The 25,007-nt window shown below is 68.6% G+C and carries 28 protein-coding genes and 1 tRNA gene; 10 read left to right on the forward strand and 19 right to left on the reverse strand.

Going from position 1 to position 25,007, the window contains the following annotated elements:
* The first annotated feature begins 56 nt into the window (after window positions 1–56).
* From nthA to KPL59_RS31985, 3 genes are read left to right on the forward strand one after another with little or no spacing between them, the layout of a single operon-like run.
* Window positions 57–638, forward strand: a complete 582-nt coding sequence (gene nthA, locus KPL59_RS31975) for a nitrile hydratase subunit alpha (RefSeq protein WP_226363038.1) — start codon at window positions 57–59, stop codon at window positions 636–638.
* Entirely contained in the window at window positions 635–1,294 is a 660-nt protein-coding gene (nthB, locus tag KPL59_RS31980; RefSeq protein WP_226363039.1) for a nitrile hydratase subunit beta, read from the forward strand. Before nthA ends, nthB begins: the two co-directional genes overlap by 4 nt.
* Window positions 1,281–1,586: a nitrile hydratase accessory protein gene (locus KPL59_RS31985; protein ID WP_226363040.1), complete on the forward strand. Its 306-nt coding sequence runs from the start codon at window positions 1,281–1,283 to the stop codon at window positions 1,584–1,586. The genes nthB and KPL59_RS31985 overlap by 14 nt, the downstream gene beginning before the upstream one ends.
* Here the strand turns inward: KPL59_RS31985 and KPL59_RS31990 are convergent.
* Genes KPL59_RS31990 through KPL59_RS32000 form a run of 3 tightly spaced genes read right to left on the reverse strand, consistent with a single transcriptional unit; the run spans window position 1,583 to window position 5,882 of the window.
* Window positions 1,583–3,007: a GntP family permease gene (locus KPL59_RS31990; RefSeq protein WP_226363041.1), complete on the reverse strand. Its 1,425-nt coding sequence runs from the start codon at window positions 3,005–3,007 to the stop codon at window positions 1,583–1,585. The genes KPL59_RS31985 and KPL59_RS31990 overlap by 4 nt on opposite strands.
* Window positions 2,995–4,635: an amidohydrolase family protein gene (locus KPL59_RS31995; RefSeq protein ID WP_226363042.1), complete on the reverse strand. Its 1,641-nt coding sequence runs from the start codon at window positions 4,633–4,635 to the stop codon at window positions 2,995–2,997. The genes KPL59_RS31990 and KPL59_RS31995 overlap by 13 nt, the downstream gene beginning before the upstream one ends.
* Window positions 4,635–5,882, reverse strand: a complete 1,248-nt coding sequence (locus tag KPL59_RS32000; protein WP_226363043.1) for an alanine racemase — start codon at window positions 5,880–5,882, stop codon at window positions 4,635–4,637. The genes KPL59_RS31995 and KPL59_RS32000 overlap by 1 nt, the downstream gene beginning before the upstream one ends.
* Window positions 5,883–6,003: 121 nt before the next feature.
* On the opposite strand from KPL59_RS32000, the gene KPL59_RS32005 reads away from it, so the two are divergent.
* Genes KPL59_RS32005 through KPL59_RS32015 form a run of 3 tightly spaced genes read left to right on the forward strand, consistent with a single transcriptional unit; the run spans window position 6,004 to window position 8,152 of the window.
* Entirely contained in the window at window positions 6,004–6,978 is a 975-nt protein-coding gene (locus KPL59_RS32005; RefSeq protein WP_226363044.1) for a sugar kinase, read from the forward strand.
* Window positions 6,975–7,739, forward strand: a complete 765-nt coding sequence (locus tag KPL59_RS32010; protein WP_226358561.1) for an IclR family transcriptional regulator — start codon at window positions 6,975–6,977, stop codon at window positions 7,737–7,739. Before KPL59_RS32005 ends, KPL59_RS32010 begins: the two co-directional genes overlap by 4 nt.
* Entirely contained in the window at window positions 7,736–8,152 is a 417-nt protein-coding gene (locus KPL59_RS32015; protein ID WP_075308339.1) for a RidA family protein, read from the forward strand. Before KPL59_RS32010 ends, KPL59_RS32015 begins: the two co-directional genes overlap by 4 nt.
* Before the next feature lie 154 nt (window positions 8,153–8,306).
* On the opposite strand, the gene KPL59_RS32020 is transcribed toward KPL59_RS32015, so the two are convergent.
* From KPL59_RS32020 to KPL59_RS32040, 5 genes are all read right to left on the reverse strand, one after another.
* The gene (locus KPL59_RS32020) at window positions 8,307–8,576 is read right to left on the reverse strand and encodes a DUF2277 domain-containing protein (RefSeq protein WP_020623858.1); all 270 of its coding nucleotides are present in this window, start codon (window positions 8,574–8,576) and stop codon (window positions 8,307–8,309) included.
* 70 nt (window positions 8,577–8,646) lie between these two features.
* Complete coding sequence (locus KPL59_RS32025) at window positions 8,647–9,672, reverse strand: NAD(P)-dependent oxidoreductase (RefSeq protein ID WP_060713297.1); 1,026 nt, start codon at window positions 9,670–9,672, stop codon at window positions 8,647–8,649.
* A gap of 30 nt (window positions 9,673–9,702) precedes the next feature.
* The gene (locus tag KPL59_RS32030; RefSeq protein WP_226363045.1) at window positions 9,703–10,377 is read right to left on the reverse strand and encodes a PIG-L deacetylase family protein; all 675 of its coding nucleotides are present in this window, start codon (window positions 10,375–10,377) and stop codon (window positions 9,703–9,705) included.
* Between the two features lie 57 nt (window positions 10,378–10,434).
* Complete coding sequence (locus KPL59_RS32035) at window positions 10,435–11,274, reverse strand: sugar phosphate nucleotidyltransferase (protein WP_226358559.1); 840 nt, start codon at window positions 11,272–11,274, stop codon at window positions 10,435–10,437.
* A 1-nt stretch (window position 11,275) separates the two neighbouring features.
* Entirely contained in the window at window positions 11,276–12,496 is a 1,221-nt protein-coding gene (locus KPL59_RS32040; protein WP_226363046.1) for a class I SAM-dependent methyltransferase, read from the reverse strand.
* 215 nt (window positions 12,497–12,711) lie between these two features.
* Here KPL59_RS32040 and KPL59_RS32045 point away from each other — a divergent pair.
* Window positions 12,712–12,782, forward strand: a tRNA-Gln gene (locus KPL59_RS32045).
* 80 nt (window positions 12,783–12,862) lie between these two features.
* On the opposite strand, the gene KPL59_RS32050 is transcribed toward KPL59_RS32045, so the two are convergent.
* The 6 genes from KPL59_RS32050 to KPL59_RS32075 all read right to left on the reverse strand — a co-directional run bounded on the left by KPL59_RS32050 (window position 12,863) and on the right by KPL59_RS32075 (window position 17,929).
* Window positions 12,863–14,002, reverse strand: a complete 1,140-nt coding sequence (locus KPL59_RS32050) for a site-specific integrase (protein WP_226363047.1) — start codon at window positions 14,000–14,002, stop codon at window positions 12,863–12,865.
* Between the two features lie 24 nt (window positions 14,003–14,026).
* Entirely contained in the window at window positions 14,027–14,215 is a 189-nt protein-coding gene (locus tag KPL59_RS32055; protein WP_062404163.1) for an excisionase family DNA-binding protein, read from the reverse strand.
* Complete coding sequence (locus tag KPL59_RS32060) at window positions 14,215–15,576, reverse strand: replication initiator (protein WP_226363048.1); 1,362 nt, start codon at window positions 15,574–15,576, stop codon at window positions 14,215–14,217. Before KPL59_RS32060 ends, KPL59_RS32055 begins: the two co-directional genes overlap by 1 nt.
* 99 nt (window positions 15,577–15,675) lie before the next feature.
* The gene (locus KPL59_RS32065; protein ID WP_226363049.1) at window positions 15,676–16,341 is read right to left on the reverse strand and encodes a hypothetical protein; all 666 of its coding nucleotides are present in this window, start codon (window positions 16,339–16,341) and stop codon (window positions 15,676–15,678) included.
* On the reverse strand, window positions 16,338–16,553 hold the full coding sequence (locus tag KPL59_RS32070; protein WP_226358554.1) for a hypothetical protein: 216 nt from the start codon (window positions 16,551–16,553) through the stop codon (window positions 16,338–16,340). Before KPL59_RS32070 ends, KPL59_RS32065 begins: the two co-directional genes overlap by 4 nt.
* Entirely contained in the window at window positions 16,553–17,929 is a 1,377-nt protein-coding gene (locus KPL59_RS32075; protein ID WP_226358553.1) for an FtsK/SpoIIIE domain-containing protein, read from the reverse strand. Before KPL59_RS32075 ends, KPL59_RS32070 begins: the two co-directional genes overlap by 1 nt.
* Before the next feature lie 321 nt (window positions 17,930–18,250).
* On the opposite strand from KPL59_RS32075, the gene KPL59_RS32080 reads away from it, so the two are divergent.
* From KPL59_RS32080 to KPL59_RS32090, 3 genes are all read left to right on the forward strand, one after another.
* A complete protein-coding gene (locus tag KPL59_RS32080; RefSeq protein ID WP_226363050.1) occupies window positions 18,251–18,724 on the forward strand; it encodes a transposase family protein in 474 nt (157 codons plus the stop codon).
* Between the two features lie 75 nt (window positions 18,725–18,799).
* Window positions 18,800–19,108, forward strand: coding sequence for a transposase family protein (locus KPL59_RS32085; protein ID WP_226363094.1), 309 nt, complete (start codon window positions 18,800–18,802; stop codon window positions 19,106–19,108).
* Window positions 19,109–20,100: 992 nt separating this feature from the next.
* Window positions 20,101–20,703, forward strand: coding sequence for an NUDIX hydrolase (locus tag KPL59_RS32090; RefSeq protein WP_226363051.1), 603 nt, complete (start codon window positions 20,101–20,103; stop codon window positions 20,701–20,703).
* 312 nt (window positions 20,704–21,015) lie between these two features.
* Here KPL59_RS32090 and KPL59_RS32095 read toward each other — a convergent pair whose 3' ends face one another.
* The 5 genes from KPL59_RS32095 to KPL59_RS32115 all read right to left on the reverse strand — a co-directional run bounded on the left by KPL59_RS32095 (window position 21,016) and on the right by KPL59_RS32115 (window position 24,893).
* On the reverse strand, window positions 21,016–21,936 hold the full coding sequence (locus tag KPL59_RS32095) for a transposase (RefSeq protein WP_226363052.1): 921 nt from the start codon (window positions 21,934–21,936) through the stop codon (window positions 21,016–21,018).
* Between the two features lie 507 nt (window positions 21,937–22,443).
* Complete coding sequence (locus KPL59_RS32100; RefSeq protein WP_226363053.1) at window positions 22,444–22,824, reverse strand: toll/interleukin-1 receptor domain-containing protein; 381 nt, start codon at window positions 22,822–22,824, stop codon at window positions 22,444–22,446.
* 81 nt (window positions 22,825–22,905) lie between these two features.
* Complete coding sequence (locus tag KPL59_RS37910; protein ID WP_226363054.1) at window positions 22,906–23,418, reverse strand: DUF1883 domain-containing protein; 513 nt, start codon at window positions 23,416–23,418, stop codon at window positions 22,906–22,908.
* A gap of 288 nt (window positions 23,419–23,706) precedes the next feature.
* Window positions 23,707–24,123: a hypothetical protein gene (locus tag KPL59_RS32110; protein ID WP_226363055.1), complete on the reverse strand. Its 417-nt coding sequence runs from the start codon at window positions 24,121–24,123 to the stop codon at window positions 23,707–23,709.
* 245 nt (window positions 24,124–24,368) lie between these two features.
* Window positions 24,369–24,893, reverse strand: a complete 525-nt coding sequence (locus KPL59_RS32115) for a toll/interleukin-1 receptor domain-containing protein (protein ID WP_226363056.1) — start codon at window positions 24,891–24,893, stop codon at window positions 24,369–24,371.
* Between the last annotated feature and the right edge of the window lie 114 nt (window positions 24,894–25,007).

Here is a 25,007-nt window from a genome sequence, read left to right on the forward strand (position 1 = left end):
GGTGCCGGGCCGTCGTGCTCTCGACGGCCGGACCGGGTCTGGCTACCGTCGGCCCGATGAGCGGTGAGCTGCGGCCGGTGGACGCCCGCGTCCGGGCCCTGGAGTCGATCCTGGTCGAGAAGGGCTACGTCGACCCGGCCGCGCTCGACGAGATCATCGAGACCTACCAGCACCGGGTGGGCCCGCGGAACGGCGCGCGCGTCGTCGCCCGGGCGTGGACCGACCCGGACTTCGCGGCCCGGCTCGCCGAGGACGCGACCGCGGCGGTCGCCGAGCTCGGCTACGGCGGCCGGGGCGGCGAGCACCTCACGGCGGTGTTCAACGCACCGGGCGAGCACCACCTCGTCGTCTGCACGCTGTGCTCCTGCTACCCGTGGCCGGTCCTCGGTCTGCCGCCGGTCTGGTACAAGTCGCCGGCCTACCGGTCGCGGGCGGTGCTGGACCCGCGCGGGGTGCTCGCCGACTTCGGGACCACCCTCGGCGACGACGTCGCGATTCGGGTCCACGACTCCACCTCCGAGCTGCGCTACCTGGTCGTCCCGCAGCGCCCGGCCGGGACCGACGGCTGGTCGGTCGACGAGCTCGCCGCGATCGTCTCCCGGGACGCCATGATCGGAACCCGGCTGGTGTCGGCGTGAACGGCGCGCACGACCTCGGCGGCGCGATGGGCTTCGGGCCCGTCGAGCCCGAGCCGGAGGACGTCCGGTTCCACGCCGGCTGGGAACCGCTGGTGCTCGCGCTGACCCTCGCCGCGGCCCGCCCGGGCGGCTGGTCGATCGACGAGTCCCGGCACGCCCGCGAGTCGCTCCCGCCGCCGATCTACCTGACGCTGACCTACTACGAGATCTGGCTCGCGGCGACCGAGAAGTTGCTGGTCACCCACGGCCTGGTCGGTGCCGACGAGCTCGAGGCCGGTCGCCCGCTGCGCCCGCGCGCCGACGCGCCCGCCGCACTGGACGCCGGGTCCGTCGCCCGGGTGCTGGCGACCGGCACCCCCACCGAACGCGACGCCGCCGGCCCGCCGCGGTTCGCCCCCGGCGACCGGGTGCGGGCCCGGGTGATGCACCCGCGCGGGCACACCCGGCTCCCCCGCTACGTCCGCGGCCGCAGCGGGACCGTCGAGACGCACCGCGGGACCCACGTGCTGCCCGACGCCCGCGCGCACGGCCTCGGCGAGTGCCCGGAGCCGCTCTACACCGTGGTGTTCACCGGTCCCGAGCTGTGGGGCCCGGACGCCGACCCCACCACGACCGTCTCCGTCGACGCCTGGGAGTCCTACCTTGAGCCCGTCTGACGGCCCGGTCTTCGACGAGCCCTGGCAGGCGAACGCGTTCGCGCTGGCCGTGGCCCTGCAGGACGCCGGAACGCTGGACCGGCAGGAGTTCGCCGAGACCCTGGGGGCCGAGCTGGACACCGGCCTGGACTACTGGGACGCCTGGCTCGCCGCGCTGGAGCGCCTGCTCGACGGGCTCGGCGTCGCCGACCGCGGCGCGGTCGACGAGCGGACCGGCGCCTGGCTGCGCGCCGCCGTCGCGACCCCGCACGGCGCGCCGGTCACGCTCGACGCCGACCCGCTGCGCTCCTAGACGAGGGCCCACACCAGCGCGGCCGCGGCGAACCCGACGACGGACAGGATCGTCTCCAGCACCGTCCAGGTCATCAGGGTCTGCTTCACCGTCATGTTGAAGTACTTGGCGACGATCCAGAACCCACCGTTGTTGACGTGGCTGGCGATGATCGACCCGGCCGACACGGCGACGACGATCAGCGCGAGCTGCGGCTGGCTGTAGCCGCCCGCGGCGACGGTCGGGCCGATGATGCCCGCCGTCGTCACGATGGCGACGGTCGCCGAGCCCTGGGCGATCCGCAGCGCCGCGCTGATCAGGTACGCCGAGGCGATGACCGGCAGCCCGATCGCGGTCATCGAGCCGGCCAGTGCGTCGCCGACGCCGGTGGTCTGCAGGACCTTGCCGAAGAACGCCCCCGCTCCGACGACGAGCAGGATCATCCCGACCGGGCGCAGCGACTCGCCGGAGATGCGGCCGAGCTCGGCCATCGACGTCCCGCGCCGGATGCCGAGCAGGTACAGCGCGAGCAGCACCGACAGCGTCAGCGCGATGGCCGGGGTGCCGAGCAGCACGAGCACGTCGCGGAGCACCGTGCCCTCGGGCAGCGCCACCCCCGCGACGGTCGCGGCGAGGATGAGCACCAGCGGGACCGCGATGATCGAGGAGATGAGCGCGACCGACGGGGGCGCGGTCACCGCGACCGCGGTACCGGCGGGACCGGACGGGCCGGTGGCCGGACCGCTCCCGCCGGGCAGGTCCTCGGGCACGTCGACCTGGACCCGCCGTCCGATGAACGAGCCCCACCAGACGCCGCTGACCAGCCACGCGGGGATGCCGCAGAGCAGGCCCATCGCGATCACCCAGCCCATGCCGACGCCGAGCAGCCCGCCCGCGGTGACCGGCCCGGGGTGCGGCGGCAGGAACGCGTGGGTCATCGACAGGCCGGCGAGCATGGGCATCGCGTAGAGCACCAGCGAGCGGCCGCCACGGCGCGCGGCCACGTAGACCAGCGGCGCGAGCACGAAGATGCCGATGTCGAAGAACACCGGGATGCCGAGCACGAGCCCGGTGATGCCCATCGCGAGCGGCGCGCCCTTCGGCCCGAACAGCCGGAGCAGCCGTTCGGTCAGGGCGTCCGCCCCGCCGGAGCGTTCCATGATCGCGCCGAGCACGGTGCCCAGGCCGATGATCGGGGCGATGTGGCCGAGGATCCCGGCGAACCCCTTCTCGAACAGCGAGTCCGACGCCTTGATCGGGGTACCGACGAACTCGGTGACCGACACGCCCGCGACCAGGGCGACCAGCACCCCGGTCACGATCAGCGCGATGAACGGCTCCAGCCGCAGCCGCATGATCAGCACCAGGAGCAGCGCGACGCTGACGGCGGCGAGGGTGAGCAGGCCGGCCGTGTCGTTCTGCAGCCAGTTCAGGAAGGCCATCGGTGTCCTCCGGTGGGATGGGTGCCCGGTGCTGTCCGGCCGTCGGCCCGGCGGCGCAGCGCGCGGCCGGCCAGCGCGGCGGTGCGCTCCCCGCCGTCGATGGCGAAGGCCCCGTTGACCAGCACGTACGGGATGCCTGCCGCCTGCTGGGCCGGCTCGGCGAAGGTGGCGGTGTCGGTGACGGTGTCCGGGTCGAACACCACCAGGTCGGCGGCCAGGCCCGGCCGGACGCGGCCGCGGTCGGCGAGGCGCAGCCGGTCGGCGGCGCGTCCGGTGAGGTGGTGGACGCACTCCTCCAGGGAGAACAGCCCCAGCTCGCGGCAGTAGTGGCCGAGGTAGCGGGGGAAGGTCCCCCAGGCCCGCGGGTGCGGCTTCGCGCCGACGAGCAGGCCGTCGCTGCCGCCGGTGTGCCGCGGGTGGCGCATGATCGCGCGGACGTTCTCCTCGTGCCCGACGTGCTGCAGGATCCCGGTCCCGAAGTCGTCGCGGAGCAGGACGTCCACGCAGGTGTCGAAGGGGTCCCGTCCGGCAGCGGCCGCGATGTCGGCGATCGTCCGCCCGACCAGCCCGGCGAGCTCGGGATTCGTGACCCCGCTGATCTCGATCGTCTCCCACTCCGCGACGACGCCGTGGCAGCCGTCGGAGCCGTGGACCTCCAGGTCCTCCCGGATCCGGGCGAGCGCCGCCGGGTCGCGCAGCCGCTCACGGGCCGCGTCGACACCACCGGACTGGCACCAGCTGGGCAGGATCGCCGACAACGTCGTCGCGCCGGGCAGGTAGGGGTAGGTGTCGAGGGTGATGTCGACGCCGCGGGCGACGGCGGCGTCGAGCAGCGCGATCAGCTCCCCGGCCCGGCCCTTGTTGGGGCCGAAGTTGAGCGTGGCGTGGGCCAGGTGCAGCGCGCACCCGGACCGCTCGGCGACGTCGACCATCTCGGCGTAGGCCTCCAGCGCGCCCGCGCCGTAGCTGCGGTGGTGCGGGGAGAAGAAGCCGCCCAGCTCCCCCACCGCCGCGCACAGGGCGGCGAGCTCGGCGCCGTCGGCGTACATGCCGGGGGTGTAGGTGAGCCCGGCCGAGAGACCGACCGCGCCCTGGGCCATGCCGGTGCGGACGACGTCGGCCATCCGGGCGATCTCCGCCTGCGTGGCGGGCCGGTCGTCCCAGCCGCAGACCAGCGCGCGGACCGTGCCGTGCGGGACCAGGTAGGCGGCGTTGCCGGCGATGCCCTCGTCGAGCCGGTCCAGGTACTCGGCGACGGTGCGCCAGGTGAGGAAGTCCGCGCCGGGATCGCCGTTCCAGCCGGCGATCGCGCGGCGCAGCACGGGCAGCACGGCGTCGTCGACGGGGGCGTAGGACAGCCCGTCCTGGCCGAGGACCTCGGTGGTCACGCCCTGCGAGACCTTCGCGAGGTGCGCGGGCTCGGTGAGCAGGCGCAGGTCGGAGTGGGCGTGCATGTCGACGAACCCGGGGGCGACGACCAGTCCGGCCACGTCGACGACCCGGTCGGCCCGCCCGGCCGCGTCCGGTCCGACGGCGGCGATCCGGTCGCCCTCGACGAGCACGTCCGCGGTGTACCGGGGCCCACCCGTCCCGTCGACGACGGTGCCGCCGCGCAGCAGTGTGCCCATCAGAAGAATGTCCGGACGAGCTCGACGACCTGCGGGTCCGGATCCGCACCGTCCAGCACCGGGATCCAGCGCCACTTGTCGAACGCGGTGCACGGGTGCGAGAGCCCGAGCCGGACGACCTGCCCGATCCGGACCGGCTCCTCGGTGCGCAGGAACGCGTGCTGGTCGTTGACGGCGGTGACGGTGCCGGTCAGCGGCCGCGACGGCGCCCCGAGGTCGTCGGCGATGCGTTGCGGCTCGGGCAGCCCCTCGTCGAACGGGACGTCGCGCTTGCCCGCGTCGAGCAGCGCCAGGCCGGGCTCGGGGGTGGACACCACCCGGGCGGTCACGTGCATCGCCGAGCGGAACGGGCGCTGCTCGTCGTCGCGGGCCAGCGGGGAGATGCCGCGGTAGAAGCCGTCGTCGTGGACGAGGTAGGCGCCCGAGCGCAGCACGACCCGGGTGCGCGCGTCGGCGAGCCCGGCAAGCGCGGCGACGACCTGGTCGAAGTAGGCGCTGCCGCCCGCGGTGACCACGGCCTCGTCGGTCCCGTAGGACGGGGTGAGCCGCCGGTGCAGCGCGGCGAGGTCGTCGAGGTAGGCGCGGACGGTCGCCAGCGACTCCGCGGACGGGTCGTGCGCGAGTGCCCCCTCGTAGCCGCCGACCCCGGCCAGCACCAGCGCCGGGCTCGCGACGACGGCCGCGGCGACCCGCTCGGCCTCGTCGAGGGTCCGCGCACCGGTCCGCCCGCCAGGGGCCCCCAGCTCGACGGCGACCGCGAGCGGCCGTGCCGGTGATCCCGCCGCGGCGGTCATCGCGGCGACGGCGTCGACCGAGTCGACCCAGCTGAGGACCTCCAGGTCCGGGTCCGCGTCACGGGCGGCGGCGACGGCGCGCACCCCGGCCGGGTCGACGAGCGCGTTCGCCAGCAGCACCCGTCGCACGCCGGCGTCGATCGCGATCCGCGCCTGCCACGGCGTGGCGACGGTGATCCCCCAGGCGCCGTGGCGCAGCTGCAGGTCCCACAGGGCCGGGGCCATCGTCGTCTTGCCGTGCGGGGCGAGGTCGACGCCGTGCGCGGCACACCAGCCGGCCATCCGCTCGGCGTTGGCGTGCAGGGCCGCCCGGTCGAGGGTGAGGACGGGTGTCGCCAGGTCCGACAGCCGCGGCCCACCGGCGAGCCACTCGTCGACGGTGCCGGGCAGCGGCGGGACGGACTTGGCGTACGGTCCGGGCCGTTCGGCGCCGAGCGACGCGTACCGGAGCATCCCGTTCTCCCCCTACGAGCAGTAGCGTTGCGTATTTCGCAGCGCTAGTTGCGTATTCTGGTCGGGCTGTTCTAGCATCGCCGCGACAGATCGGTCAACGACGGCGGAGGAGAACCCAGCAGTGGACATCCCGGGCCGGAGCGCCGTGGTGTGCTTCGGCGAGGCCCTCGCCCTGGTCCCCGACGCGGCCGCCGTCGACGACCCACGGGCCCCCGCACAGGCCGCGGGCGCGGAGGTCAACGTCGCGCTCGACCTGGCCGCCGCCGGAGTCACGGTGGCATGGGTCGGTCGCCTCGGCGCCGACCCGCACGGCGACCTGGTGGCGCGCACGCTCGCCGCCGCCGGGGTCGACACCGGCGGGATCGGCGTCGACCCGGACCACCCGACCGGCCGCTACGCCAAGTCCCCCGGCCCCGACGGCAGCACCGTCATGACCTACCGGCGGGCCGGGTCGGCGGCCTCGGCGGCCGGCCCCGAGCTGCTGGAGACGCCCGCGGTGCGCGACCGGATCGCCGACGCGGACTGGGTGCACGTCGGCGGGATCACCGCGGCCGTGTCGCCGTCCTGTGCCGCGACGCTGGAGACGCTGCTGGCCCACCCGCGCCGGTACCGGGTGTCGTTCGACGTGAACTGGCGCGAGCAGATGTGGCCCGACGGCGACCCCGCCCCGGTGGTCGCGCTGGCCGGCCGGGCCGACGTCGTCCTGGTCGGCGCGGACGAGGCGCAACGGGTGTTCGGCACCGACGACCCGGCGCGGCTGCGCGCACTGCTGCCCGATCCGGAGCTGGTCGTGGTCAAGGACGGTCCTCGGCGCGCGCTGGCCGTGCACCGCGACGGCGCGGTCACCGAGCGCGCGGCGCTGGTCGTCGACGTCGTCGAGCCGGTGGGGGCGGGCGACGCGTTCGCCGCCGGTCTGCTCACCGGCCTGGTCCGCGGCGAGGACGTGGGCCGCTGCCTGCGCCGCGGCCACCTCGGCGCCGCCGCGGTGCTCGTCGTCCCCGGGGACTCCGCCGCTCCGCTGCCCGAGCATCTGCTCGACCTCGACGACGACGCCTGGGCGGCCCTGCGCGTGACCGCCGACCGGTGGGCCGGGTGAGCACCAGCCTGACCAAGGCGCTGCGGATCCTGGTGCTCCTCGGCGAGGGCCCGGCCTCGCTCGACGAGCTCGCCACGGCGCTCGAGGTGCACAAGACGACCGTCCTGCGCCTGCTGCGCACCCTGGCCGACGAGCACTTCGTGCACCGCGACGACCACCACCGCTACCGGCTCGGCTCGCGGCTGTTCGAGCTGTCCTCGCGCGGGCTGGACCAGCGCGAGGTGCGCACGGTCGCCGCACCGCACCTGCAGGCGTTCAACCGGGCCCACGGCCACACCGTGCACCTGTCCGAGCGCGACGGCGACGAGATCGTCTACATCGACAAGCTGGAGTCCCTCGACAACGTGCGCATGGCGTCGCGGGTCGGTCTGCGCGGACCCGTGCACTCCACCGCCGCCGGGAAGGTGCTGCTCGCCGACCTGTCCGCCGCCGAGCGGAACCGGGTGCTCGACGAGATCGACTTCCCCACCCGCACCCCGAACACGATCACCGACCGCGAGACCTACCTGGCCGAACTCGCCCGCGTGCGCGAGCAGGGCTGGGCGCAGGACCGCGAGGAGAACGAGGCCTCGATCAACTGCATCGGGGCGCCGGTCCGCGGACCGGCCGGAACCGTCGTCGCGGCGGTGTCGGTGTCCGTACCGACCATCGTCGCCGGCTACGACCAGCTGATGGAGCTGGTCCCGTCACTGCTGGCCGTCACCGGGACGATCTCCCGCGACCTCGGCTGGCGCCCGACCCGAGAGGAACCCCCCGTATGAGCACGACCGCCGACGGCGCCGTCTCCACCCCCGACGCGCCCGCGCCGGCGCACACCTTCAGCCAGGGCGTCCGCCGGGGCGGGCTGCTGCAGGTCTCCGGCCAGGGCCCGATGGACCCGGCCACGAAGCAGTACATCGCGCCCGGCGACGTGCACGCCCAGACCTTGCGCACCCTGGAGAACGTCCGTGCCATCCTGGAGGCGGGCGGCGCGTCCGTCGGCGACGTCCTGATGTTCCGGGTGTACCTCACCGAGCGGGAGCACTTCACCGCGATGAACGAGGCCTACGGCGAGTTCGTCTCCCGCTACGTCCCGGAGGGCGCCGCGCTCCCCGCGCGGACGACGGTCTTCGTGGGCCTGCCCCACGCCGAGATGCTGGTGGAGATCGACGCCCTGGCCGCTCCCGCCGCGTAGTGCTCGTCGAGACGCACGTTCTCGCCCCCGGCAGGGCGGAAACGTGCGTCTCGCGTGCGTCGAGCGTTGCGAACCCGTGCCGACGACCACGGGAACACGACGGCCGGCGTGGTCGTGCCCCAGAGACGGGCCTGCTGCTCGACCTCGCGCTGGATCAGCGCGCGTAGCGCAGCTCCGCCCGCGCCCGGGCCTTCGCCGCCTCCACCTCGCGGTCTTTCGGCGGGGCGCTGGTGGTGAGCCCGTCGAGCAGCTCCCTGGTCGCCTCGGCGACGGCGGCGACCGCCTTCTCGAACGCCTCGGCGTTGGCCTGCGAGGGCTTCGCCGCCCCCGAGATCTTGCGGACGTACTGCAGCGCGGCGGCATCCACCTCGTCGGGCGTGGCCGGCGGCTCGAAGTTGTGCAGGGTCCGGATGTTGCGGCACATGGCTCCCCCTGGAGACGTCGACGGCCCGCCCCGCGACCGTAGCGCGGAACGGGCCGTCGGCCGAGCGGTCCTACTTCACGACGTGCATCGACCCGTCGAGCTCCCCCGCCGCCTGACGGCGGTTGAGCACCGCGAGCCGGGTGAAGGAGTTGTCGAACGCGTCCTGGGTGAGTCCGCGGTTCCGGTACTCGGTGGCGAGCTGCTCCGCACCGGCCGGGATCGTCCAGGACGCCTCGAAGCCGAGCTCCTTGCGGGCCCGGGCGAAGTCGACCCGGTAGCTGCGCGGGTCGTTGCCGGCCTCGCCGGTGATGTTGAGCGTCGAGCCGGGGACGGCGTCGATCACGGCCTGCGCGATCTCGGCGACGGTCCGGTTGTTCCGCTCGGTGCCGACGTTGTAGGCCCGGGCCCGGACGACGTCCGCCGGAGCCGCCAGCGCGGCGACCACGGCGCCGGCGATGTCCTCGGCGTGCGCCAGCGGGCGCCACGGGGTGCCGTCGGAGAGCACCGTGACCTCGTTCGTCAGGATCGCGCGGCCGACCAGGTTGTTCAGCACGATGTCGGCGCGCAGCCGCGGCGAGAACCCGAACGCGGTCGCGTTGCGCATCGAGACCGGCACGAAGTCGGCGTCGGCGAGCTCGGCCAGGTCGTCCTCGACGCGGACCTTGGAGATCGCGTACGGGGTGACCGGCTTGAGCGGGGCGTCCTCGTCGACGAGGTCGTCGCCGGACTGGGCGCCGTAGACCGAGCAGGTGGAGGCGTAGACGAAGCGGCCGACGCCGGCCTCCTTCGACAGCCGGGCCAGCCGGGTCGACGCGTGGTGGTTGATGTCGTAGGTGATCTCCGGCGCGAGCGAGCCCAGCGGGTCGTTCGACAGCGCGGCCATGTGGACGACGGCGTCGAACCCGGAGAGCTGCTCCACGGTCACGTCACGGAGGTCGGTGCTGAAGCCCTCGACGTCGGGGGTGTCCAGCGAACCCAGCACGCAGTCGGCGAACAGCCCGGAGTCCAGGCCGGTCACCTCGTGACCCGCGGCCGCCAGCAGGGGCGCCATCACGGTCCCGAGGTAGCCCTGGTGCCCGGTGAGCAGTACGCGCATGTATGTCCCTTTCTCGGAGTGTGTGCGGGGTCAGAAGCCGCCGGGTTCGGAGCCGACCATCGGCGCCGGCGACAGCGTCAGCTTCTGGACGTGGAAGCCCTCGGCGTAGCGGGCGTGGCACTGCACGCCACGCACCCTGGCCAGGCCGCGGAAGGTCTCGTCGTCGAACCAGGTCCGGGCGCGCTGGCTGCCGTAGTGCTCGTGGAGCTTGGCGATCTTCTCGGTGAGCACCGGCTCCGACAGCGGGAGGAAGACCGTCGGCTGGGCGAGGTCACCCTCCCACTTGAGGATCTCGTAGCCGAGCGTCAGGTGGTCGCGGAACGCGGTCGGGATCATCTGCGACAGCGTCCGGTGGTCCTGGTGGGCGTCGTGCGGCGACGGGCCGATCACCAGGTCCGGCTCGCTGCGGCTGCGCAGGTCCTCCAGCGCCATCTTCGCCCGCTCCCAGTGCTGCGGGACGCGGCCGTCGGGCAGGTCCATGACGATGACGTCGAGGTGCGCGCCGGGGGTGAACGCGGCCAGCGCGGCCCGCTCCTCCTCCTCGCGCAGCGACCCCGCACCGGTCAGGACCAGCGCGGTGACGTGCACACCCGGGTAGGCACGGCACAGCTCCAGGAGCATCCCGCCGGCCCCGATCGGGATGTCGTCACAGTGGGCGCCGAGCAGCAGGATGCGGTCCAACCGCTCGGGCAGCAGGTTCAGCACGGTCTCTCGTTCCCCCCGGAGTTCCGCGAGCAGTGGTCGTTCGTACCGACGTCTCGCTCAGTCGCGCTGGTGGCTGCTGCGGTGCATCTGGGCGATGGCTGCCTGCAGCGGGTCCTGGTCGGCCTCGTGGGACTCCCACAGCATCCACGGCCGCGCACCGCTCTGGTACGCCGCCTCCAGCGCGTTGCGCTCCTTGACGGTGTCGGCGGGCTGCCAGAAGCCGCGGTGCCGGTAGGCCGACATGCGGCCCTTGCGCGCGAGCGGGGCGGCGGCGTCGGCGATCAGGTCGCAGTCCTTCTCCAGGTAGTCGAAGACCTCCGGCCGGAACATGAGATAGCCGCCGTTCTCCCAGATCGGCATCTCCTGCAGCGTGGTGATCGACTCGAGCCTGCCGTTGTCGTCGACGTCGACGCAGTGGAACGCCGACTGCGGCGGCACCGCCATCAGCTGCCCGACGGCGTCGGTGCCGGCGAACTGCTCGACCATCCGGTCCAGCGGGGCGTCGGTGAGGACGTCGGCGTAGTTCGCGTGGAACATCTCCTCGTCCTTGACCAGCGCCTTCACCCGGCGCAGGCGCTCACCGATCGGCGAGTCCAGACCGGTGTGGACGAACGTGATGTTCCAGTCCTGGACGTCGCTGCCCATGAGCTCGACCTCGCCCTGGTGCAGCACGAAGTCGTTGGACTCGGTCTCGTCGTAGTGGAGGAAGTAGTTCTTGATGTGGTGCGCGCCGTAGCCCAGGCACAGGACGAAGTCCGTGTAGCCGAAGTGGGCGTAGTAGCGCATCACGTGCCAGATCAGCGGCCGCGGGCCCACCGGGTGCATCGGCTTCGGGAGGTCGGAGGCGCCGTCACGCATCCGCATGCCGTAGCCACCGCAGAACAGGACGACCTTCACGTCAGACCACCTCGAGCGACGGGATCGGGAAGACCAGCGTGCCGCCCCACTCACGGACGTAGGACAGCTGCTCGATCAGCTCGGTGCGCAGGTTCCAGGGCAGGATCAGGACGTGGTCGGGGCGGTCCTGCGCGATCCGCTCCGGGGCAGAGATCGGAATCCGGGTCCCCGGCGTTAGCCGCCCGTGCTTGTACGGGTTGCGGTCGACGGTGTACTCGAGCAGGTCGGGCCGGATGCCGCAGTAGTTGAGCAGGGTGTTCCCCTTGCCCGGGGCGCCGTAGCCGACGACGCGCTTGCCCTGGCGGCGGGCGTCGATGAGGAAGGCGACGAGGTCGTCGCGGATGGTGGAGACGGCCTCGGCGAACCCGTCGTGGCCCTCCGGCGTGTGCAGCCCGGCCGCCGCCTCGGCGGCCAGGACCTCGCGGACCTTCGCGCTCGGCTCGCCGGCGATCTCGGTCGGGCGCGCCCACATGCGGATCGAGCCGCCGTGGGTGTCGAGCAGCTCGACGTCGACCAGGGCCAGCCTGCCCGCGGCGAGCGCCCGCTGCCCGGTGAGCAGCGTGTAGTACTGGAAGTGCTCGTGGTAGATCGTGTCGAACTGCTTGCGCTCGACGAGCGTGAGCAGGTGCTGGACCTCGATGGAGACCCAGCCGTCGTCGGCGACCATGGCGCGCAGGCCCTGCGCGAAGCCGACGACGTCGGGGATGTGGGCGAACACGTTGTTGCCGCAGACCAGGTTGGCCGGGCCGTGCTCGGCACGCACCCGGGCGCCGGTCTCCGGGGTGAGGAACGCGGTGAGCGTCGGCACGCCCTTCTCCCGGGCGGCCTCCCCGACGTTCACGCTCGGCTCGACCCCCAGGCAGCGGATGCCCTTCGCGACGACGTGCTGCAGCAGGTAGCCGTCGTTCGACGCGACCTCGACGACGAACGAACCCGAGTCCAGCCCGGCCCGCTGCTGCGCGGAGTCGACGAAGCGCCGGGCGTGCTCCACCCACGACGAGCTGAACGAGGAGAAGTACGCGTACTCGGAGAACGTCTCCTCCGGGCTGATCTCCGGCGGCAGCTGGGCGAGCAGACACGAGTTGCACACCCGCACGTGCAGCGGGAAGGTTTGCTCGGGCTGCTGTGCCGTCTCCTCGGTGAGGAACAGCTCGCAGGGCGGCGTCGCACCCAGGTCGCAGAAGCTGCGCAGGTCGGTCGTGCCGCAGAGGCGGCACGACAACGCGGTTCCGGACCCGATCGACGACGTTGTCCCGGAAGCATCCGTGTTCAGCACGCAGCGAGTCTGACAACTCGACGCGCGGGCGGCACGCCCGGGGTGAATGTCACCCATTCGTGGGTGTTTGTCCGTGATCAGGACCACCTGCGCGCGGCGCGCGGGGCGGGTGCGCTGCGAGGACGCCGTCGCCCACGTGTCACGATGGCGGGGCCCCACGATCCGCCGTGGTGTAACGGCAGCACCTCGGATTTTGGTTCCGATGGTCCAGGTTCGAATCCTGGCGGCGGAGCAAGCCGCTGACATGCGAAACGGCCCGGCAGGGTCTCCCCCGTCCGGGCCGCGGTCCGCCCCTGACATCCGGTTCTGACATCAACCGCCCTCGCCGAACAGGCCGTCCATCCGCGAGGCCATCCGGCGCTTCGAGTCGTCGAGGACGTGGGCGTAGGTGTTCATCGTGATGCCGATCGAGCTGTGTCCCAGCAGCTCCATGACCTCCCGGTCCGACGCACCCTCCGCCAGCAGCAGGGTCGCGCAGGTGTGCCGGAGGTCGTGCACGCGCGAGTGCGGCACCTCCGCCTTGGTCAGCAGCCGGTCGAACGCCCGGTTCACCGAGCGGGGGTCCACGGGCTGGCCGGACGTCGACACGAAGACCAGGTCCTTGGGCTGACCGGCCACCCGACGCTGCTCACCGGCAGCCCTCCCCCGGTTGATGTCGGGCTGCCGACGCAGGGCCGCCACGCACACGGACGGCAACGTAAGGACACGCCGCGACCGGGCGCTCTTGGGCTCACCGAAGACGAACACGCCGTCGAGCTTCTGCACCGTGCGCCGGACCCGTAGCGTTCCCGCGTCCAGGTCGACATCCGACCAGCACAGCCCCAGCACCTCGCCGCGCCGCAGGCCGGTCGTCAGCAGGATCAGCCAGAGCGCCGCGAGCCAGTGGGTGTTGGCGACCCGCAGGAACTTCCGCGCGACCTCAGGTGAGAGCGGCGTGATCTCCGGCGGGGTCGCCCGCGGCGGGCTGACCAGCTTGGCGACGTTGCGGCCGATCAGCTCGTCCCGGACGGCGTGTTGCAGCGCGCTGCGCAGCACGGCGTGGATGAACTGGATCGTCCGAGGCGAGAGCACACGGCCGCTCTTGCCCTTGGTCCGTGCGAGCGTGGCCATCAGGCCGCGGACGTCGGACGGGCTGAGCCGGTTGAGCTTCTTCCGGCCGAGGTGCGGGGTGATGTAGTCCCTGACCAGAACCCGGTACCGGGCGAAGGTCGACGGGCGCAGGTCGTGCACCGCGATGTGGTCCAGCCAGTACGTCAGGTACTCGTCCAGCCGCATCGCCGAGGACTCCGACGGGACCCCCTTGCGGTTGTTGTCCAGCAGCTCCAGCCGCTTGTCGTTGGCCTCGTCCCAGGTCCGGCCGTAGACGAACTTCCGGCGACGTTGTCCCGTCGGGGTGAGGACGTACACCGCGGCCTGGTAGCGCCCGTCCGAGCGCTTGACCACGGTGCCCATGCCGTTGCCGCTCGCGGCCGGCCATCAGGACGCCTCCCGGCTCTCCTGGACCAGCCGGAGGGCGTACTCGTGCACGGCGCTCACCGGGATGCGACGCAGCTTCCCGATCTTCACCGAGTCGATCTCCCCGGCGATGATCAGGTCGAAGACCTTCGAGCGGCCGACGTGCAGCGCCTCCGCCACCTCCTGGACGGTCAGCAGCACGCGTTCCATCACGCCCCCTCCCCCGCTCGTGTCGTCCGGCTCTGCCTCTGCTCGCGTCGTCGTTCGGCGATGCCGAGTGCGATCTCCCGTTCGGCGTCGTTGCGGTGGCCGATGTGCACGACGGCCCAGTCGTTGACCACTAGCACCGCATCCGCGTCGGTGGGGGTGTCGAGGGCGGCGAGGGTTTCGCCGAGGCGGTAGGTGCGCCGGTCGCCGCGGATCGCGCCGAAGGTCGTGGAGTAGGCGCGGGATTTGGTGAGGAAGTGGCCGCGGAACCCGAGCATGTGCGCCCACCGGCGCAGGTTCAGCCCCTCGTACTCCTCCCGGCCGCCGAGCTCCCACGCCGTCTCGATCAGGCGCCGGTGGTGCGCTGTGATGTCGAGGTGCTTCACGTGCGCGATGTCGCGGATCGGTCGGTCGGTGGCCTCGGACTTGCCGGTGCCCTTGGTGGCGTACTTGGCGACGTAGGAGGCCAGGGCTGAGTCGGTGATCTCGCCGGCGTCGTTCTCCAGCGCGGCCGCGGTCGTGCTGGTGATGGGGCGGATGTCGACCTGCGTGCCCCACGCGAGCACCTGCCGGGTGCCGTCGGGCCGGTCGACGGTGAGCGACACGTCGTGTGCTGCGTCCCGGATGGCCGCGTGGAGCGCGTCGGCGGTGATCCCGGCTGGTGGTGCGGTCCAGGGGCCGTCGGGGCCGTCGAGGCGGACGACGGCGTGGAAGTGGACCAGTCCGCGGCGTTGGTACTCGGCGACCTTGGCGTAGGACAGCCGGGCGTGATCCCGGAAGTCGCGGACCCGGACGCCGAGGACCTGGGCGAGCAGGCGGCGGAGGCGGATGGCGAAGCGGTTCCACAGGACTCCGGAGTGGGCCTGCCAGAGCACGGCGCCGATGTAGTCGTGGGTGTCGGGGTCGAGGGCGCAGCCGATGCGGGGGTCGTCGCGGTGGTGCTTGTCGCCGCAGCGGCAGGGGATGACGAGGCCGCGGGCGGTGACCCGGCGGGTGTGGACCGGCCCGAACGAGGGCGCGGTCAGCGTGACGAACAGCCGCGGGTGCGCTGCCGCGGTGTCGGGGACGCCCTTTCCGCCGGCCATTCCGGAGCGCAGGAGGTGGTAGGCGTCGGAGGCGTAGCGGTCCGAGCACGCCGGGCACACCGACGCCCGTCGGTTGCCGCACGGGGCGAGGATCTCGCCTTCCCGCTCGGCCAAAACGGTGCCGGTGGCCCGGTCGTAGATGCGGGATGAGCCGGTGAGGTGGATGGGGGCGGCGCATCCGCCGATGGCGGTGACCTCCCGGCGCCAGGTCTGGAAGTTCTCCGAGCGCAGCAGGTGGGACAGGTCGTGGTCGTGTGGGGTGCTGGTGGCAGCCGTCATCACGGCACCCCTCCGAGGGACGAGTGAGTGGGTGTGGGGTGGCGCCGGCCCCGCCGGGAGCTGGACTCACAACGGCGGAGCCGGGCCGGATCACCGGGGTCAGCGGCGGTGGAGGCGGTGTTCGTGCTCGATCTCGACCGGGCCGGGTGTGTAGCCGTGGTAGCGGGCCAGAAGGCGGGCGGCGGCCCGGTAGCTGGAGGCGTGGCCGACGAGTGCGCCGTGGTCGTTCTCGACCCGGTAGCGGCCGCCATCGCGCAGCACAGTCCCGCCCTGCCCGGTCGTGCCCAGGCAGACCAGCGCCTTACCGGGCTCGACCACGTCGACGCCGATCAGCCCGGTGGAGCGCTGCGGGGCCTTGGTGGGCTCTGGTGCCCGAGTGGATTCCGGGATGGGCCGCAGGTGGTCCCAGCGCGACACCATGTCCCGGGTCGCCTTGGGCACGAGCACGGAGCGAGCCGGGCCCTCGGAACCGGCGTGGTGGACGTGGTGGGTGCCGCCGAGGCGCAGGTGTCCGGTGTCGAGGAGCTGTGTCACGGTGTCCCCGTCATGCCGGGCCAGTCCATCGGCGCAGCCCGGACGGGCCGGGTCCGCCCGCAGGACCAGGCCGGTGCGCTCAATGACGAACAGGCCCGGATCCTGGGCCAGGGCGACGACCCGGGCGACCTCCCGCGGGTCCTGCGTCGCGACGGGCCCGTGGTCGGTGGTCTCGATGACGGCCGGGTCCCCGAACAACGCGCCCTGCACGGTCTCGGTGTGGGCGGTCATGCCGACCACCACCAGGTGGCTCGGGCCTCCCATGACCATTCCCGGGCGAGCTGACGCACGACGTACCACTCCGCCACGGCCGCCCCGGCGAGGACGACCCAGAACCAGCCCGACGCCGACCCGAGATAGAGCCAGGTCCCGCCGACGATCAGAGCGAAGAGAAGGGTGAACCTGAGCCAGGTCCGCAGTACCCATGCGGTGGTGGTGCCCATCAGGCGGCCCCCCGCTCGGTGTCGAGGTCGATCACGTCCGCGTCCGGCGGGGGCGTGCAGCGCTGGACCAGCTCGGTGATGTCGTCGTCGGAGACGAACGCAGCCCGAAACCGGACCGGGAGGCGCGACCCCTTGTCGATGACGAACCCGATCCCCGCATGCCGGGCGTCGCCGGGGATCTCCTCGGCCAGCGCACCCCGCTCCCGAGCCCCCTCCCCGAGGACCATGTCGACGTGGGAGGCGGCGGTGACGCCGAGGCAGATCCGCTGGGTGAACAGCTCCCGCACGTCCACGACGTCCTTGGAGGGCTCCTGTAGGTAGCCGTGGACGGCGAACAGCGACGCCCGCCCCTGCGTCATCACCTCCGCCAACAGTCGCAGCGCATCCCGCACACTCGACCGGTCGCCGTAGGCGGTGAGCATGGCCATCTCGTCGATGACCAGCAGCTCTACCGGCGTCGCCGGGCTGGGGGTGCAGGCGCGGATGTTCTGGTCGCGCATGTCGTCCTGCCGGTCCCGCATCGCGTCCCGGAACTCGGTCAGCAGCTCCAGGGCGGCGGGCATGGTGGTGGCGTAGCGGTGGAACAGCGGCGCGCCCTGCTCGGTCTCCACCCCACCCTTGAGATCGACCATCCACACGCGGACGATGCCGTCGCGGATGCACGGCCCGACCCCGCGCAGGGTCGACCACAGGACTGAGCCCTTGCCTGCTCCGGAGGCGCCGGCGACCAGACGGTGTCCGCCGATGACGGGTGCGGTGAAGGGTTCGCCGCGCTCGTTGTCCCCGATCTCCACCGCACCCAGGTCCACGTCGTCGACCTGCTCGGGGATGTCCGGGGCGGGGATGGTGCGGGTGAACGGCAGCTCCCACTCGATGACGATCGCGACCACGCCCGGTCGGTGGCGGGTGATCGCGACCCGGTGCGCGATCAGGGCCTCCCAGAGGATCGAGGAGCGTTCCTGCCAGTAGGCGACGTCCTGCCCGCGGACCATGCGCACGTAGACGGTGTCGATCGATCGCGACGACGACCGGACCCGCAGCACCCGCGGGACGAGCAGGTCGCAGGTGTGGCGGTGCTCCTTCGTGAGTCCGCAGTCGGACATGAGCTGCGCCCAGCGACGGCCGCGGTAGACCGTCCAACGGCGCCAGGTCGCCCGTAGAGCCGGTGCGGCGAACCGGTCGAAGCTGGCCGGGTGGGCACGGCCCCACACCGCCACAGAGACGACCAGGACGGTCAGGAAGACCGCGGTGACAATCGGGCCGAGCATCAGCGCCAGCCCCAGGACGACCAGCGGGACGGCGACGAACCCAGGATGCCGCGCAGTCCAGGCCAGCGCCTGGAACTCCCGCCCCGGCGGCCGAGACGCACGACCCACATGGGTCCGAGCCGGGCCGTTCATACGAGTTGCAGAGCTACTACGCTTGTTCACTGCTACCAGTCCTCACGAGATTGTGAGGCTTATTCAGGGTGATCATGAAGTGCGGTGTTTCTCCAGGTCGGGACCGCAGCCAGGTCGGGACCGCAGCGAGGTAGCCCGCCAGGCGGCCCTGAATAAGCCTCTGTGTGTCGGGTAGCAGGAGGCTTATTCAGGCCCCGTGAAATAACGATCTAGCCCGGCGTGTCGGGTTGGGCGACAGCCCGTCCATCGCGAATATTGGTTTGCCGAATCAATCCGAGATGAACGGGCTGCCGCAGTATGTACTATACCACTGGTTTCCGGCGTGATGAAATTCAGGATCTTGTCGCTATAGTGTATGAGCAGGATCAGCGGGACGCGACGGAGGCACGTTTGCCTTGGCCGCCGGTTCTGGGGTTGTTCTGGTCGGTGGTGATCACGTTGGCGTATCTGCGCGGGAATCGTGTGCAGTGGGAGTTGGCGGAAACCTATGGGGTGTCGCAGTCGACGGTTAGTCGAGCGATCACGGGGGTGACACCGTTGCTGGCACAGGCGCTGCGGAGTGTCGTTCCGACGGCAGAGGAGCTTCGTGCCGATCGGCAGTACATCATCGATGGAACCTTGCTGCCCTGCTGGTCATGGGCCGCGGTGCCGGGTCTGTGGTCGGGCAAGCATCGCACCACCGGCGTCGTCGTCCAGGTCGCAGCCACCCTGGAAGGGCAGCTGTCGTGGATCTCCGACCCGACCCCAGGCTCCCGACACGACCTATATTGAGGCTTATTCAGGATGATCATGAAGCAAGGCGCTTCCCCAGGCCAGCGTCTCAACGCAGCAGTCTGTTGAGCGTCCCTGAATAAGCCTCATTGCCTCGACCAATCCGGCGCCCTCGACCACCTCGCCACATACTCCCCGATCGGCGATAAAGGATACATCGGGCGCGGCATGCTCACCCCGTTCAAAAAACCACCCGGCCGGGAACTTCTCGACTGGCAAAAAACATTCAACAAGAGCCTCAACCACACACGCGCCACCATCGAACGAGTCATCGCCCATATCAAAACGTGGAAAGTTCTCCACACAGACTACCGGCGGCCCTACGCCACATTTAAAACGACAATCTCGGCAGTCATCGGACTCATCTTCTACACACTTACCTGACGGAGCCTGAATAAGCCTCAAGATCGGAGCAGGGTCTCGCCGGGCCGGCACATACTGAAAGAACTTATCCTGCACGTCTCGGGGAACAGTGGCTCCCTGCCCCGGGGCAACGTTGGTTGCACCACAGGCGACGACGGCGTCATTAGCGGCTGCCATAGCATTCGATGCATTTACAAGCAGGCCGGACGTCATGAGCACGATAACAGCTGCTGACAAGGAAAGCTTGTGCTTCAAAGTTGTCGTCTTCATGAAACTCCTCCAGTTCGACTAATCCATCTGATCGGCCTGCTGCTCGGAATGTGGTTCATGAGATCGGGCTGCGTTAACAGGATTCGACGCCATCGAAGCGGCCCGGAGTCCCCTGGATTGGGAAGGCGTGAGAAACCTGCTGTCCGGGTTTGGCGATAAGACACTCGCTGTCCGGAGCGAACGCAATCAGGAACTTGACGCGTTGAGTTACCGCGCAGTTGTTGGTGGCCCGGACGTCTGTGTTACGAGTCCCTCCTTGTCGAGGGAAACGTCGACGCACGCAGGTGGAGGCGCTTGCTCTGTCCGAGCCTGCTTGCCGGAGGGGTTCCGATTCATGATGAAGCCGTCAGGATCGACCGACTTGTCCACGATATACCGATCACCCCGGGGTGTGGCGATGAACGTTGTGCCGTCCGGCTTGGTCAGTTCTACCTGTTCACTGGGAGGCTGGGGCTCATCTCCCTGAGCTGGCACTGAAAAGCCCAGCACCATTGATGAGGTCAGTGTCAGCAGAATTCCGGTGCACTTGCGCATCGTTACCAATCCTTCGGCCCGAGATTACTGGCCCTGGACGGGCCCCTGCCTGCAAGCGGGTCTTCAGGAGCCCGTTCCCTGGCTGGGAGGGATGTCGTTGCGACGACGACATTGGACCGGTTTCAGTAACCGGCGCAATAGAGGCAGAATGCTCATTACCTATACGGGCTAGTGACGTCAACCATGTGAGCTATAGTTGTCGACTTTACGTGAGCTCCTACGCTAAGCAGCTCTGGTTCTTCTGGGCGATGGCCCCGCCCCTCGCCCGGGCAATCGATGTCGCAGACTGGACGGCATTCGTGATCCTCGACGGGTGGATCTGCGCCCGATCCGCCCTAGCCCGGACACGACGGGCAAGGGCGCGTCGCGGCAGTGCAGACCACCATGATCGCCAGCACCTGGCCAAGCTGCACCGGCGCAATGGCCGCCGGGAAGCACCTGCTGGACTCCTCGAACCGGACGAGACCTTCGAGCAAGGCGTCGTCGGAGGGATCTGCGAAGAGACCGGCGTGACTGCCGTCGTTGACGACCTCGGCGGGGTCTACAAGAACACAACCGTCGGCGTCGTCGTCGAGATCGTCTACCGCTGCCGCTTCGTCTCCGGCGCACCGACGGCGACCGCGCAATCACAGCGAGCCGAGCAGCTCATGGCCAGCGAAGTCGAAGAGCGCATGATGCCCGCTTACGCTGTCCGAGCCCTCGACATGCTCACCACAGAACGCCGTTCACGGGTCCACGACGGACCCATCGCTCATCCCGCTTTACCTGCATTAACCGCACCGTCGGGCGGCCACAGCGCTCCCTGTGTCTAGATTCTCCACTCAGTATCAAGATGGCGCCTACGGCGCCGCTGCGTGCCCACCTAGTTTTGAACCGCCCACGACCACGGCCTTGTTCTATCCTCGCCGTTACCGCATCTGCCCGAACGGAGCTTTCGAGTGAATACCCCGAAATTGATACAGGCCACCGTTGACCTCAAGATTCTAAAGGTGGCCGGCACCTGGGAGCCAGATACCGCCGAGCGGACTGCAGCTTGGGAACTTTACGTCGAACTCGTTACGCGAGTGGGCGTGGCTCCGTTATTCAATGGCCTGTCCCGAGAAGCGCTAGATAGCCTGTACTCACTATTCCGCGTCACTCGCGAGATCCTCGTGCGCAACGGTCCGACAGTCGCTCGTCCAAAAAACGACAATAGACTCAGCTTTGGCTACCTTGCTGTCGGAATGCTCAATGTACTGCTGCGTCCATTTCTGTCTTACTGGAGGCTTATTCAGGCTCCGGCAGGTAAGTGTGTAGAAGATGAGTCCGATGACTGCCGAGATTGTCGTTTTAAATGTGGCGTAGGGCCGCCGGTAGTCTGTGTGGAGAACTTTCCACGTTTTGATATGGGCGATGACTCGTTCGATGGTGGCGCGTGTGTGGTTGAGGCTCTTGTTGAATGTTTTTTGCCAGTTGAGAAGTTCCCGGCCGGGTGGTTTTTTGAACGGGGTGAGCATGCCGCGCCCGATGTATCCTTTATCGCCGATCGGGGGGTATGTGGCGAGGTGGTCGAGGGCGCCGGATTGGTCGAGGCAATATAGGTCGTGTCGGGAGCCTGGGGTCGGGTCGGAGATCCACGACAGCTGCCCTTCCAGGGTGGCTGCGACCTGGACGACGACGCCGGTGGTGCGATGCTTGCCCGACCACAGACCCGGCACCGCGGCCCATGACCAGCAGGGCAGCAAGGTTCCATCGATGATGTACTGCCGATCGGCACGAAGCTCCTCTGCCGTCGGAACGACACTCCGCAGCGCCTGTGCCAGCAACGGTGTCACCCCCGTGATCGCTCGACTAACCGTCGACTGCGACACCCCATAGGTTTCCGCCAACTCCCACTGCACACGATTCCCGCGCAGATACGCCAACGTGATCACCACCGACCAGAACAACCCCAGAACCGGCGGCCAAGACAAACGTGCCTCCGTCGCGTCCCGCTGATCCTGCTCATACACTATAGCGACAAGATCCTGAATTTCATCACGCCGGAAACCAGTGGTATAGTACATACTGCGGCAGCCCGTTCATCTCGGATTGATTCGGCAAACCAATATTCGCGATGGACGGGCTGTCGCCCAACCCGACACGCCGGGCTAGATCGTTATTTCACGGGGCCTGAATAAGCCTCCTGGCACCCAGAGCTAGCGAGCTGGGAGACCCGCCGAGCCCTTGACGTGTCAATCCGAGATCACGAAAGAAGCTGGGAGCGAGATCTCGAGTTCAGGGAAGCTCTCGCCGAGCTCCAGGTCAGCATGCGAGAATTCGTGACGGCGATGGCCAATGCCTGCGATGTGCCCGAAACGATGCGGTTCCACTAGGACTCACTAGCAGGCATACACAATCCCTTCGCCCTTAAAGTAGATAACAGAGTTGCTCATAATTATCTTCAGGGCACGTTGCATCGCCTAGCACTCAATCTGGTTCAGCGCTTCGCAGAACGAGGCGTCGACCGACGCCGAGGCAGAGGAGGTCAACCTGCACGGCCCCGCCTCACCAACGGCCAAAACCCAAAAGTTTCATTCATCCTGGGCAACGTCGCCGCGCACAACGCTAGCGATTTCAGTCGCAATCTCATCGAGCGTATAGGTCGCGGTACTCCGAGCAATTCGATCCACCAAAGTGGGCGAGTACTCAACAATCTCGTCTTTCGTGATCTCGTGCCAGATCGGCAGCATTCGCTGCTTTCCAGCGATCGTCTTGCTGACAATTCCATCTAGCTCGTAGTTTGTCCACCCTTTCCTCAGAAACGACCGCGACAGGATGACGACGCCGAATGAACTCTGAGCCAATCCGTGATCGATTCGCTGGCGGAGACTGTCTCCAATCTTCAGCTCCCGCTCATCAACCCATACTTCGAGCCCGTAGCCCATAAGTGCACTCACAAGTGGGGTTACCACCGTTACCTTGAGGCTTATTCAGGGCCGCCTGGCGGGCTACCTCGCTGCGGTCCCGACCTGGAGAAACACCGCACTTCATGATCACCCTGAATAAGCCTCCTTGTCCTCGCTAGCATGGGAGACGAACACATCCCAGGTCTTGGCGCTGCCATAAATGGCAGGCGGGGGTTCATGAGCGACACCGTCAAGAGGCGCTCGCATTGGGCCCTGCCTAGCGACTGGCAGAGGTGGCGGCTCAACATTAACCGATGACCTCGTAGTTCCTTTCATTCCCGCCATGTCCACAGTCACATACCAGTGGCCACTCTTAGGAACCTGCAGTCGGATTGGCGATCGCTTTACGAGACCCCCAAGATACTTATGCTTGCGACCGTTCTTGTAGGAAGAGAAGTTCGACGAGTCCATTAACCGAACATTCGCAGCATTTCCCTTTAGCGTGACGACAACAGTCGCACCAGACTCTAAGCGACCAAGATCGTACTTTGTGTAATCCACTGAGGTCTCACTACTCGGTTCGGCAGCTAAGGCAACAGCATCATATCCGATCCAGCCAACTTTGCCTGAACAAGATGCACCCACCGTAGAGCAAGCCATAGAGTGGCCCGAGTGTCACGTCCTCGACGGTTAGGATTAGCACTACGAGGCAGATAGTACGTCAGCAGATAGACACGCGTCGACAGCGCACTCAGGCCACTGCGAGTCTCCCGCACGGCGGCACATGCCCAGTTCCCGAACAGAATCACTAACCGGCCGGAGAAATCTGGATCTGAGGACCGGCTCGGAACCGCGTTTCTTGACTGGGTCAGGCCATGGAGGCGATGGGCAGCACCAGCAGTACCAGCCTTCACCACTTACCGATTTCTGCATCTCAGGATCTTCAGACTACGGATCGCCGCTTGGTGCCGGATCACCTGAGACATCGACCGGTTCAAACGGGTCACGAGTCGTCGCTGTCAACGCGGAGTGTATTTGGGCTGGCAGCAATGCCTTATAGCCGGCGAGTGTCGCGCCAACTACATCCACAAAGAATGCTCCGCTTGCTGCGACAACCACCTGGGTCGGCAGAGCACTGTGGTTGAAAAAGATCACAACGCACACCACTGCAACCAACGGAAGCATCACCAGAATCACCCAACCCATATACTGCTGGAGTTTGGCGATCTCCTTCTGCTTCTCTAGCTGATGCTCGAAAATGCGCTGCTCTTGTTGCAGTCGCTGATTTGCCTGTCCGAGCCGGATTGCGGCCTCGTCACTGAAACGCGCTACCGCGTCAGCTTGCGACGCGTCTTCAGATGTCATCGCTGCGACTTCTTCGGGGTACCGTTTCTGTTCGTGTAGCCCTTGCGATCTTTCGGTCTTACTGACGCTGCGGATCGTGCCCCAACGACCCAACCAAGGACCCCGGTCGCTATCGGCAATACTACTGCAATCAAACTAAAGGCGTTCTGCGCAGACCCGTATACTGCGATAACGACGATGGCCGTTAGCAAGCAAATTGCAACTAGCACTGCCACCAAACGCCTATAGGCGAAGGACTCTGATATCTACAGAGAGCGCATCTTCAACTCCGCGTTCCACGCCGCTCGCGACTCGATTAGAAGACGTTCGGCAGAATCAACCGCTTCGGCTTGCGTATCGGCCGTGTGCGACGGCACGACCGACAGCTGCTGCGCGAGCTGTTCAAGCTTGCCACCTCGCGTTCCCGGATCGCTGATATCCATTCCGACGTAAGACGCAAGTATGGCAGGGACCTCTACTCCTTGTTCAACAACAATCGGCACAACTGGCTTTCTTTGCGCCAGGGCAGTGATCCATTCTTGGTTCACAGACGACGAGTTGACGAGGTTGGCCGATACTACAACTAAGACAACGTCAGCCGCAGCCAAAGCAGATTGAAGCTGACCGGCCCAATAGCCCCCCGCCCTAAGATTCTTGTCGTCGAACACGCTAACGCCGCGCTTCCGAAGTGCCGCCCTTATTTCGGAGGCAATCCCGTAGTCTGCGGATGCATAACTCAAAAAAACATTAGCACGAACCGAGGAAGCCGGATTAACTGGCGTATCAGCCATACGATCTCCCCACACTGTACTGTCGCAACGAACTATTGTTGCTCACTGGGATTCAATAGTACAGTCTTCGCGTAACGTGCCATCAGGTACCTAGCTGCTTGAGCGAGTGCATTC

This window comes from Pseudonocardia sp. ICBG1142, assembly GCF_020496255.1.
Taxonomy (GTDB): domain Bacteria; phylum Actinomycetota; class Actinomycetes; order Mycobacteriales; family Pseudonocardiaceae; genus Pseudonocardia.